We start from the raw sequence: 9922 nt of genomic DNA, 5'->3' as shown, positions 1-9922 counted from the left end.
ATAATTACCGGGTTTCGATTCACCGAGTTAGCAGGAACGGCAAGGGGCCATTTTACAATCATTGGCTCGCGTACACCACCTTCGTAAACAGAGCCCTTACCCGATTTGAAAGGATAATTGTGTGTGTTTACAGGACCTCCTCTTTGGTGTGCATCTAAACCGCCGTTATCGCTCATGAAAATGATCATCGTGTTTTTATCCATACCTTTTGCTTTCAGGAAATCCATGATATCACCCAAACTTTTATCCATTCCTTCTACTAAACTGGCATATTTGGCTTCAGTACTGTCTAAACCTGCATCGTAATATTTTTGCACAAATCTTTTATCGGCCATAATGGGTGCATGAACAGCATAGTGGGCCATATTAAGATAGAAGGGTTCTTTTCTGGCTATTGGAATGGTAAGGGCTTTTTTTGCTTCAATGGTTAGTGCTTCTGTTAAAAAAGTGTCAGAATCGTAATATTCCTCTAAATCGGGTACTGCCTGTGCCTGCGCTTTCCCAGGCATGTTGCCATAACGTTGTTCAGCAAGATAGCTTTGCGGATGGCCTGCCGCATGCCCGGCAATGTTAACCATAAAGCCAAGGTTATAAGGGTTGGCTCCAGGCGTTCCCATCGAGCCCCAATGCGCTTTCCCTACATGTATAGTATAATAACCAGCATCCCTTAGCAGTTTTGGGAAAGGAGTCGCTTTAACAGCCTTTTCTATATCCGAATCGGGACTAAAACCATTGATATTCCAACTTAAAGGTGAGAATTGCTCATCTTTTTCATCGGTATTGTTGTTTTTTTGAGGCGAAGTCCAATTGGTAACATGTGTACGAGCGGCATTCATACCTGTCATTAGGCTTACTCTTGTAGGAGTACATACAGGTTGGGCATAAGCATTAACAAACTTCATCCCGTCTTTTGCCATGCGCTCCATATTTGGTGTATGGTAACGTTTGTTCAATGGCATAATGCTGTCGCAAAACGGTAACGAAGTATCCATGATACCCATGTCATCCACCAGGAAAACAATAATATTTGGGCGTGCCGGTGTGGTTGTTTTTTGAGCGAATGCAAAAAAGTTAATATTTAACAAGATGATGATGAATGCAGATTTTTTCATGGAAGTATTTGTTTGGCTAGAATCTACAATAAAAATAGATTTTTTTGGTAGACTTTAATTCTAAATTGTTGCGCAAACGTTTGCTGCATCACTGCGTTTATAGCAGCGTGAAATAATATTTGGATAACTACACGAAGGCTATTTTAACTTATTTGTCGGCTTTTACAACAAAGCAGATGAAAAGAAAGAAAAAAGATATTTTTTTAAGGTGCTTAACCCTGTGAACCCTAAATGTTTAACTGTTTTTTATTTAGTTAATGTTAAGTTTTTATTAAATAGATTGACTTTGTTCTTTGCGGGAATGAATTTAATTTCTAACTTCGCAGCCTCGAAAGGGACAAAATGATTCCGTAGCTCAGCTGGTAGAGCATTACACTTTTAATGTAGTGGTCCTGGGTTCGAATCCCAGCGGGATCACCAAAGGCGCAAGAGATTGCGCCTTTTCTGTTAAAAATATCCTTTAAACGGGTTTTCTACAAAAAGCATATCAGGAAAATCAATAAAAATCACCAACTAATTCCCATGAATATCACCTTTGGGCTGTTGTAATTTTCTGAAGACTAAGGTGTGTAAGAACAAAATGGTAGCTGGCGCAAATGCGGGGAACCAAACGAACGGAAATATCGCCATTTCCCGGAGATTCCCATTCGCACCGGTGATCACCGCGATCACCAGCAGGTTGATAATGTCCAGCATGCCGAAGATATTCCAGGCATAAACGGCGGTTTTCCACCCTGGTTTTTGTTTGGAGGCCATCCTTGCCACCGGTAGGGTCAAAAGCGCGGTAATGATGTCTCCCAGCCCGGCTGAAAAAGCAAATTCGGCAGGAAGTAAATGATTGCCATAAAGGATGATAAAAAATACTCCGACCAGCCTGAATATATGGATCGCGATCAGGGACTCCAGTTTAATTGAGTGAAGTAATGTCTTGACTAAGCCAGTATTTCCAATGAATCCGAATAAAATGAACAATAGGGGCATACCCGCCCAAACCATCACTTTAGGCGGTAAAGAATTAACATCAAGTATACCCTTTAAAGCAAGTACGGAAACATAAGCCAGATAAAGCATATAAAAACCAAAAATACAGAACTGTATATTCCTGGATTTAGGCAGCGTCAATCCAGCATCTAAAGCTGCCTGTTTTACCCGTTTTGTGAGGAATGCAATGGAATAAAGAAAACTTGCGATGAATAGCACGATCACCAAAATGGGCGCGCCTGAAATGAAATTTGCCATTTGAGTTGCCGATTAATATGAAAGCAAAGAAAGGGCAATTAACTTAAATTCCACTTGACATAGGACAGGAAATGAAACAGGCTATTTTTTTACCGCCTCTTTTCTTATTCTGCTTAAGGAAGTATCGGCAATCCCCAGGTAAGAGGCAATATATTTTAAGGGGACATGTTGAAGGATTTCCGGATGAGAATGAATCAGATCGCTGTAGCGTTGGTCGGCTGTTTCCTGCAAATTCGATAACATTCTTTCTTTAAGCAGGCTGTATTGGTTGACAATATTCAACCGTCCGAATTCACGAAATTCCGGGATGGCATGGAAACTGGCCTGCATATCTTCGTAAGTAATGGACCAGGTTTCACAATCGGTGATGGCCTGGATATATTCTTTGGCAGGCGTTCTTTTAAAAAAGGACAGCAGGTCACTTGCATAAGTGTTTGCCGGATAGAACGCGGTTGTAACCTGGTTGCCTTCGAGATCGTAGGTATAAGACCGGGCAATGCCTTTTTCCATAAAATGAGATGCGTTGCAAACCGAATCTGCTTTCAAAAAATATCCGTTCTTTTCAATTTTCACAGGTTTAAATTTCGCCACGACCAACTCAGCCCTGGAGGTGCTCATGGGCAATACCTGCTGAATAAACTGAATTAAATTTTCTTTCATCATTTACTAAAAAAGAATGGCAGTATTGTGGATAGTCCTGCTTTACCGGATTCCGCCCAATAAATGTATTATAATAAATTTAGTTTTCCACAATCTAAATCGACAACATGGCTATTGAAAGCTACCCTATTTTCAGAAACCAGGAAGGCGGCTGTCTCCTCTAGCTGTTTGTTAATGGTGTTTTTGCTATTGTCTTGTGGGAAAATAGACTGCCTGACGATTCCGATCTAAAAAAAATAGAAATTAAATTTGCGTAACTCAGAAGTTACCTATATATTTGAGTAACTCTTAAGTTACTCATTATGGCAAAAGTTATTAAACACCAGTATTTCTTCGCCCATCCCCTTGAAACGGTTTGGGAGTATTTAACCAATTCCGATCTCATGGCACAATGGCTCATGAAAAATGATTTTCAGCCTGTTTTAGGCCATGAATTTCAGTTCCGGACCGGCAGCATAGCCAGCCTGAATTTTGACGGCATTTTTTATTGCAAGGTGCTGGATATTCAACCTCTAAAAACACTAAGCTATTCCTGGAATTGCGGCCCTGGTGAGGGCACAATCACGCTTGAATCTGTTGTGACCTGGAGGCTCGAACCCAGGAACAACGGCACCGAAGTATTTCTGGACCACCGTGGCTTCGATAAGGCAGAAAATCTGGATATGTACCATGGCCTGCTGCATGGCTGGCTGGAGAAATTCCAAAAAATCGAAAAACTTTTAAATACAGAACCACATGGCCATACCAACGCTTGATACCTTCCAGGTGATCGGAGACCCGAGCCGGCGGAAAATGCTGATGCTCCTTTCGGAGAATAGTTTGACCATCAACAGCCTGGCCGATAATTTCGATATGAGCCGCCCAGCGGTATCCAAGCATGTCAAGATATTGGAAACTGCCGGATTTATTTCTATTCAGGACCTGGGCCGGGAACGCTATTGCACGCTGAAAAAGGACGGTTTTGAAGAATTGCAGGCCTGGCTGAACTACTTTGATGAGTTCTGGACATCGAAACTGAAAAAATTGGAAACCTTATTAAATAATAAATTACCTAACTAAAGACAATAAATGATTGCATCAAATTTGACAGCCGTCCTTTTGACGACACTATTGCTCTCAAACTGGAACAATTGCTCAAAGCAAATGACCGAAACAAAGTATCAGGTTAAAGTAACCCATTTAAAACAGAAAGATATGGAAAAGCAAGATTACACAGCCTCCATTTTAGTGGAGCAGAACCCAAAAGTAGCTTTCGAGGCTATCAGCAACTTTCGCAGCTGGTGGTCTGAAGAAATAGAAGGCCAGACAGATAAGCTGGGTGAAGTATTCGTCTATCACTATAAGGACGTCCATATATGCAAAATTAAACTCATAGAAATGGTCCAGTATAAAAAATTGGTTTATGAGGTTCTGGACAATCAGTTCAGTTTTACAAAGGATAAAACGGAATGGATCGGTACTAAACTCATCTTCGATATTTCTACAGAAGGAGCGAAAACAAAGGTAAAATTCACTCATCAAGGCTTAGTGCCAGAATATGAATGTTACAAAGTTTGCCACGATGCCTGGGGGAACTATATTAACAATAGCTTATACAGTTTAATTACTACCGGCAAGGGAAAACCTAACCCTAAAGATGCTGATGGTTTTAATGCCGAGTTAGCAGATAAATGGAAGATCAAACATTAAAAATCCTGATAAGACGAAAGTCCAGAAACGCTGATCTTTGAATTAGGTTCGAATCCCAGCGGGATCACAGAAATTCAAAAACCATCTTTATTTATCTTAAAGATGGTTTTCTGTTTTTATAATAATTTGCAGTGTCGCCTGAAATGCTATAAACGCAGATTTTGTGTTCGATGTATGTAAGGTCAACCCTATGGGATCATAAAAATGAAACTATACAGACCTTCCTAAGGTTCTGTTCTGGGACTTTGATTTCGACAAACTGGTGTCGCCAATCTTTATTACCTACAAAAGGCAATTTTCACAATTAATTATTTGCACAGATATCGGCAGGCTGGAATTGTTAATGATTTTCATTTTTTCAATAGTTATCTAAACAATGTTATGCTCACCTCTATTTAGATTGTAGCTGCTTTTCAAAACCAAGCCGATCTATTTTTATCATTCTCTGCCATTAACTCCGTAACTTCAAAAGAAAAATTACCATATATTTTCAGAAACTCCTTAATATGCGCTGCATAGTTTCAGGGCTGCGCTTAACCGTTGTTTCATCTTCGGAATTCATCTGGTGGGCCAATATTGTATCAGCCATTATATATATGCTAAATTAATCCCAAACTCCAATAATTTCCTGGTGTCTTGCCGAAATATTTTTTAAAAGTATAGATAAATGAACTGGCGTTTTCATAACCAGTTTCAAAGGCGATCTCTTTCACTGCTTGTTTGTTTTCAAGTCTCTTAATCGCTTCCAGCAGCCTGGTTCTTGTTCGCCAATCACTAAAAGTTATACCAAGTTCTTTTAGAAACAACCTGGATAAGGTGCGGCTACTCATACCCGCGTTATTGGCAAAATACTCAATAGGGAGCCTATAACTCAAATCCTTCTGAATTTCTTCAAGTATGGCTCGTAACCTTGGTTCAGTGCTCAGTGGTAAAAACGTTAAACTTGGCCCAATAACCATAAGCTCGTCTAATAATACCGCTGTAATCCTCTGCTGCTGGATAGAAAGGTTAGTCTGATCTTTGACAGACATGATTTTCAATACTAAGTTTTTGAAAAATGGGCTCATATCAAACGCAAAACTACTATCTGGTAAATTTTCTGTAAGTGAAGGATCAATAAAAATGGTGTTAATGTTCGCATTTTCGGAAAAAAAAACCTGATGTTCAACATTCCCCGGAATCCAGATACCCTGTAGTGGATTTACCATCCACATCTGTTTACCAGCAGTTATTTCCATTATTCCTGTGTCACAATAAATCAGCTGCGCTCTCGGGTGGCTATGAGCCGCCATACATCTTGCATTAGAAACCTTTTCCCAGTATATGGAAAATGGCCTGTTGGGGTTTACCTCAAAACCAAGGTCAATATCAATAACTGTCCGATAATTATTATTCATTGTCTAAATATAGATATTATGACACAATGAAATGATTGAGATTTACAAAAAAAATAATTATGAATAAGGAAGATCATAAAAAACAGATTATAGCTCAGTTTACAAATCAAGCTGCCGGTTATACGGCTATTGCATCTCACAGTGATGCTTTAGATAAGTTAATCAAAATTGTATCACCAAAAACAGAAGAAAGCGTTTTGGATGTTGCCTGTGGCTCCGGGATTGTTTCTCTCGCATTTGCAAAACAGGCTCTTCATGTAACAGGAGTTGATATCACTGAGGAAATGCTTAGGGAAGCCAAGAAATGCCAACAGCAGCAAGAGATCGTCAATGTTGAATGGGTGATAGGTGAAGCGGATGCGCTGCCATTTCCTGATAACACTTTTTCAGTTGTCGTTACACGGTTTAGTTTTCATCACTTTATTGATCCTGAAGCAGTATTAAGAGAAATGATCCGAGTTTGTAGACCTGGTGGCGCTGTTATGGTTACAGATGTTGCAGTTCCTGAAGCTTGCACTTTGAAGTACGACCAAATGGAAAAATTAAGAGATCCTTCACATGTAGCGGTGCTTTCCATTCCTCAGTTTAAGGAACTCTTTGAGACAAGCGGACTAAAAAATATACGTGGAGATAATTACAAAATGGAAATAGACTTGGAACAACAACTTCACGCGTCTTTTCCTACGAACGAAAACGCTCTTAAGCATATGATTATGGGAGATGTGGAAAAAGATCAATTAGGAATAGCCGTTACACAAATTGAAGAACGATTCAGCCTATTTTATCCAGTTTATATTTTAGCAGGAAACAAGTTATAATAAACATTAGATATAAAAAAGGTTTCTTCAAACCTTACAAGGGCAAACGCATTAAAATCGTAAAACATCATTTAAATATAGTATGGCTATTTTGTTTGGGGTGAAAACCAAGGCGTCTAATTTTTGAAACATGCTTTGTAATATACCATAGTAGTGAAATCACAAAAAACTCTACTAGAGAACTTTCATTACTTGTCATCTAATTCATCAGCCAAATTAATTATACGTTTTAAATCTGACACAAAGTGGTTCGAGAAAATGTCAGTGAGGTTCACGAAAAGCCTCATAGAAATGTGAGGCTTTTTGCATTTGTACCATTATCAATAACACTTTTATTCGTAACTTTCTAAAACTGAAAAACTAGAAGGTTACCGATTATGGACCAATATCCAAAAGTTTACCTATATCAACGGACTGTTCAGGCATAATTTTTCAAGGATTAGTAAAATACAGATTAATCATCAGGCAGCAGGAGCGTATTACCTGATGATTTTACATTACCATTTCCTTGTTGTACCGATTTCGATATTCCAGTGGAGATACTCCTGTAATTTTGCGAAATACCTCTCTAAAAGCCTTTACATCTGTATAACCAACCTCATACATTACTTCGTTAACGGTTTTTCTGCTGGTTTCCAGGGCTTTCTTGGCCGATTCAATTTTAGCGCGTTGTAAGTATTCTATTGGCGTATTTCCCGTTGCCTTGATAAATCTTCTGTCAAAACTTCTCCTGCCAACTGCAAACCTGGTTGATAAATCTTCTACAGATATTTTTTGCTGGAGGTGGTTTTCGATATACAATTGAGCTTCCTTTACCATATCGTCGCCATGCAGTTTTTGTCCTTTAAAAATAATAAAGGTCGATTGGCTTTGCCTGTCCATTTCAATCTGGAAAACCTTTGAACAGAAAATGGCGGTTTGCCTGTCGAAGTATTTTTCAACCAGATACAGCAGGAGATTTAAGAATGAATACGCCCCTCCATTGGTATAAATGCCATTTTCGTCTGTAATCAGTTTATCGGGTTGTAAATTTACTTTTGGGAACATTTTACTGAAATTATCAGCCACAATCCAGTGTGTAGAACAGGTTTTGCCATCTAATAAACCAGTTGATGCCAGTAAATATGCACCAGTGCAAACACTCGCTATTTCGGCGCCATTTTTATATTGCGCGGCAATCCATTCGATTAGTTCTTTGTTCCCTTCCATTGCCTGTTGGTAGTTGTGATTTAAAGAAGGGATAATCACAAGGTCGGTTTTGGTGATAGTTGAAATATGCCTGTGCGGTTTCACCGAAAACAAACCATCATAAAAATCGACGGCTTTGGAAATACCTGCCAACTCAATTTTGAATAACTGTGTTTTGCCGTTTTCCTGCCAATAGGCATTAGCCCTGCTTAGTATTTTGTAAGAACCAACAATACTACTTAAGTTGTTCGGTCCGTCGGGCACAAGAATGGTAATGTGTTTCATCTTAATGGTTTTACATCATGTTGGTTTAGCATCAATCTGCTAATTTTATATAGTAAAGATAAAACTTAAAGCTGTCCAAATCAACCCGCTACAATGTCTATTTTACACCCTGCTTGTATCGCATATTGCGGTTAACTTTGTTTTGTTCTAATCAATCTTAAATTAAACAACAGCATAACCATGGAAAAACAAGATTTTACAGCCACCATTTTGGTAGATCAAAGCCCGAATGAAGTATTTAATGCAATTACCAATGTTAGCGGATGGTGGTCGGAAGCCATTGAAGGAGCTACCGATATCATTAACGCCGAATCCGTTTATCATTATAGAGATATTCATTACTGTAAAATGAAATTGGTAGAAATGATTCCAAATCAAAAAGTAGTATGGCTGATATTGGATAACTATTTTAAGTTTACAACCGATAAAAGCGAATGGATTGGTACGAAGTTGGTTTTTGATATTACTAAAAAAGGCGAACAAACCGCTGTAACTTTTACGCACGAGGGCTTGGTGCCGCAGTACGAATGTTATGAAATTTGCAGGGAAGCCTGGACTAACTATATAAAAGAAAGCTTGTATAAGTTGATTACCACAGGAAAGGGAGAGCCAAATCCAAAAGAAACTGATGGTTTTAATACTGAATTGGCAAAAAAGTGGAAACTGGAAGCCTGATAACCTGAACTCGATTAATAACATGCTTTTAAAGATCCTCTATAGATATTTTCAACTCACCATCGTCACCCTGAATTTATTTCAGGGTCTATCTAGCAGGAAAGATGCTGAAACAAGTTCAGCATGACGATCGCGTTAGGAAAAAGAGACTAAAATTGATCACAACGAGTAAATATTAATCGAACTAGGGTTAAATATCTGCAGCAAGTTCATTAAAACTGAACTTACTGCAGTTAAAAGCTAAATTAAATTTATTGTTAGTGTTTCCGAAGATTTTCTAGTGTGCCAATAATCTTCTTTTGGCTTTTAATGGTTTCTTCGTAAAGTTCGAGCAATTTATTTTTTTCTTTGATTAAATTTTTAAGCTCATTAAGCTCCTCATCACTTTGGGCAAGGATATCGATTTCAAATTGAGCCAGGTCTTCATCTTTACGGTAGTATTCGAAAAAATTAATACCAAGCGCAATAGAGATCCTTGTTAATAAATTGGTATCTACCGAGGCCGATTTAAGTAAAGTATCTACCCGGTGTTTGCTAACACTTATTTTCTCGGCAAGTTGATCTCTACTCATCGATTTTGCCTTCATCTCTTTCCAGACCAATAAGCCAATATTTATGCCCATGATTAAATTTACTAGGGTTTCTTTTTAGTCTCAAAACCGTACAAGCCATTTTGGTAGAGGTACGATGCCATTTGGTAATTGGATATAGCCTCATTAATCAATTTCTGATCTGCTGGTATGGCTATAGCATTTCCGTTAGTAAAATCGGGTTTGTAAGTAGTTGCTTTTTTATTCGGATCGAGAATAACCAGCTTATTGTTTTTAATGTAGCCTAAGCTCTGGTAGGTGCTTATAAA

General features: G+C 38.5%; 11 protein-coding genes, 1 tRNA gene and 1 pseudogene. 6 read left to right on the top strand and 7 right to left on the bottom strand.

Annotated elements, in window-relative coordinates:
• Nucleotides 1-1112: sulfatase-like hydrolase/transferase (locus AC1DPQ_RS07860; protein WP_477608687.1), on the bottom strand; the 1112-nt coding region annotated here is incomplete at its 3' end.
• Nucleotides 1113-1456: 344 nt separating this feature from the next.
• Here AC1DPQ_RS07860 and AC1DPQ_RS07855 point away from each other — a divergent pair.
• A tRNA-Lys gene (locus AC1DPQ_RS07855) sits at nt 1457-1532 on the top strand.
• Nucleotides 1533-1625: 93 nt separating this feature from the next.
• Here the strand turns inward: AC1DPQ_RS07855 and AC1DPQ_RS07850 are convergent.
• Nucleotides 1626-2351, bottom strand: a complete 726-nt coding sequence (locus tag AC1DPQ_RS07850; protein WP_477585467.1) for a hypothetical protein — start codon at nt 2349-2351, stop codon at nt 1626-1628.
• An 81-nt stretch (nt 2352-2432) separates the two neighbouring features.
• Nucleotides 2433-3011 (bottom strand): Crp/Fnr family transcriptional regulator, encoded by a 579-nt coding sequence (locus AC1DPQ_RS07845; protein ID WP_477608686.1) that lies wholly within the window; start codon nt 3009-3011, stop codon nt 2433-2435.
• A gap of 302 nt (nt 3012-3313) precedes the next feature.
• Between AC1DPQ_RS07845 and AC1DPQ_RS07840 the strand changes: the two genes are divergently transcribed.
• The 3 genes from AC1DPQ_RS07840 to AC1DPQ_RS07830 all read left to right on the top strand — a co-directional run bounded on the left by AC1DPQ_RS07840 (nt 3314) and on the right by AC1DPQ_RS07830 (nt 4700).
• Nucleotides 3314-3766, top strand: coding sequence for an SRPBCC family protein (locus tag AC1DPQ_RS07840; protein ID WP_477585463.1), 453 nt, complete (start codon nt 3314-3316; stop codon nt 3764-3766).
• Complete coding sequence (locus tag AC1DPQ_RS07835; protein WP_133777490.1) at nt 3747-4070, top strand: ArsR/SmtB family transcription factor; 324 nt, start codon at nt 3747-3749, stop codon at nt 4068-4070. Before AC1DPQ_RS07840 ends, AC1DPQ_RS07835 begins: the two co-directional genes overlap by 20 nt.
• 84 nt (nt 4071-4154) lie before the next feature.
• Nucleotides 4155-4700, top strand: coding sequence for an SRPBCC family protein (locus AC1DPQ_RS07830; RefSeq protein ID WP_477585461.1), 546 nt, complete (start codon nt 4155-4157; stop codon nt 4698-4700).
• 599 nt (nt 4701-5299) lie between these two features.
• Here the strand turns inward: AC1DPQ_RS07830 and AC1DPQ_RS07825 are convergent.
• The gene (locus AC1DPQ_RS07825) at nt 5300-6097 is read right to left on the bottom strand and encodes an AraC family transcriptional regulator (RefSeq protein ID WP_477608684.1); all 798 of its coding nucleotides are present in this window, start codon (nt 6095-6097) and stop codon (nt 5300-5302) included.
• A gap of 59 nt (nt 6098-6156) precedes the next feature.
• On the opposite strand from AC1DPQ_RS07825, the gene AC1DPQ_RS07820 reads away from it, so the two are divergent.
• Complete coding sequence (locus AC1DPQ_RS07820; RefSeq protein ID WP_477584471.1) at nt 6157-6915, top strand: class I SAM-dependent methyltransferase; 759 nt, start codon at nt 6157-6159, stop codon at nt 6913-6915.
• A gap of 492 nt (nt 6916-7407) precedes the next feature.
• On the opposite strand, the gene AC1DPQ_RS07815 is transcribed toward AC1DPQ_RS07820, so the two are convergent.
• A complete protein-coding gene (locus AC1DPQ_RS07815) occupies nt 7408-8388 on the bottom strand; it encodes a GlxA family transcriptional regulator (protein WP_477584473.1) in 981 nt (326 codons plus the stop codon).
• Between the two features lie 180 nt (nt 8389-8568).
• On the opposite strand from AC1DPQ_RS07815, the gene AC1DPQ_RS07810 reads away from it, so the two are divergent.
• Nucleotides 8569-9063: an SRPBCC family protein gene (locus AC1DPQ_RS07810; RefSeq protein WP_477584475.1), complete on the top strand. Its 495-nt coding sequence runs from the start codon at nt 8569-8571 to the stop codon at nt 9061-9063.
• Nucleotides 9064-9320: 257 nt separating this feature from the next.
• On the opposite strand, the gene AC1DPQ_RS07805 is transcribed toward AC1DPQ_RS07810, so the two are convergent.
• A complete protein-coding gene (locus AC1DPQ_RS07805) occupies nt 9321-9686 on the bottom strand; it encodes a helix-turn-helix domain-containing protein (RefSeq protein WP_477584477.1) in 366 nt (121 codons plus the stop codon).
• Nucleotides 9687-9697: 11 nt separating this feature from the next.
• Nucleotides 9698-9922: pseudogene (locus AC1DPQ_RS07800) on the bottom strand (LTA synthase family protein); the annotation flags it as partial.

Source organism: Pedobacter sp. 01T416_2 (assembly GCF_056398925.1).
This window is presented reverse-complemented; position numbering and strand designations above follow the sequence as displayed.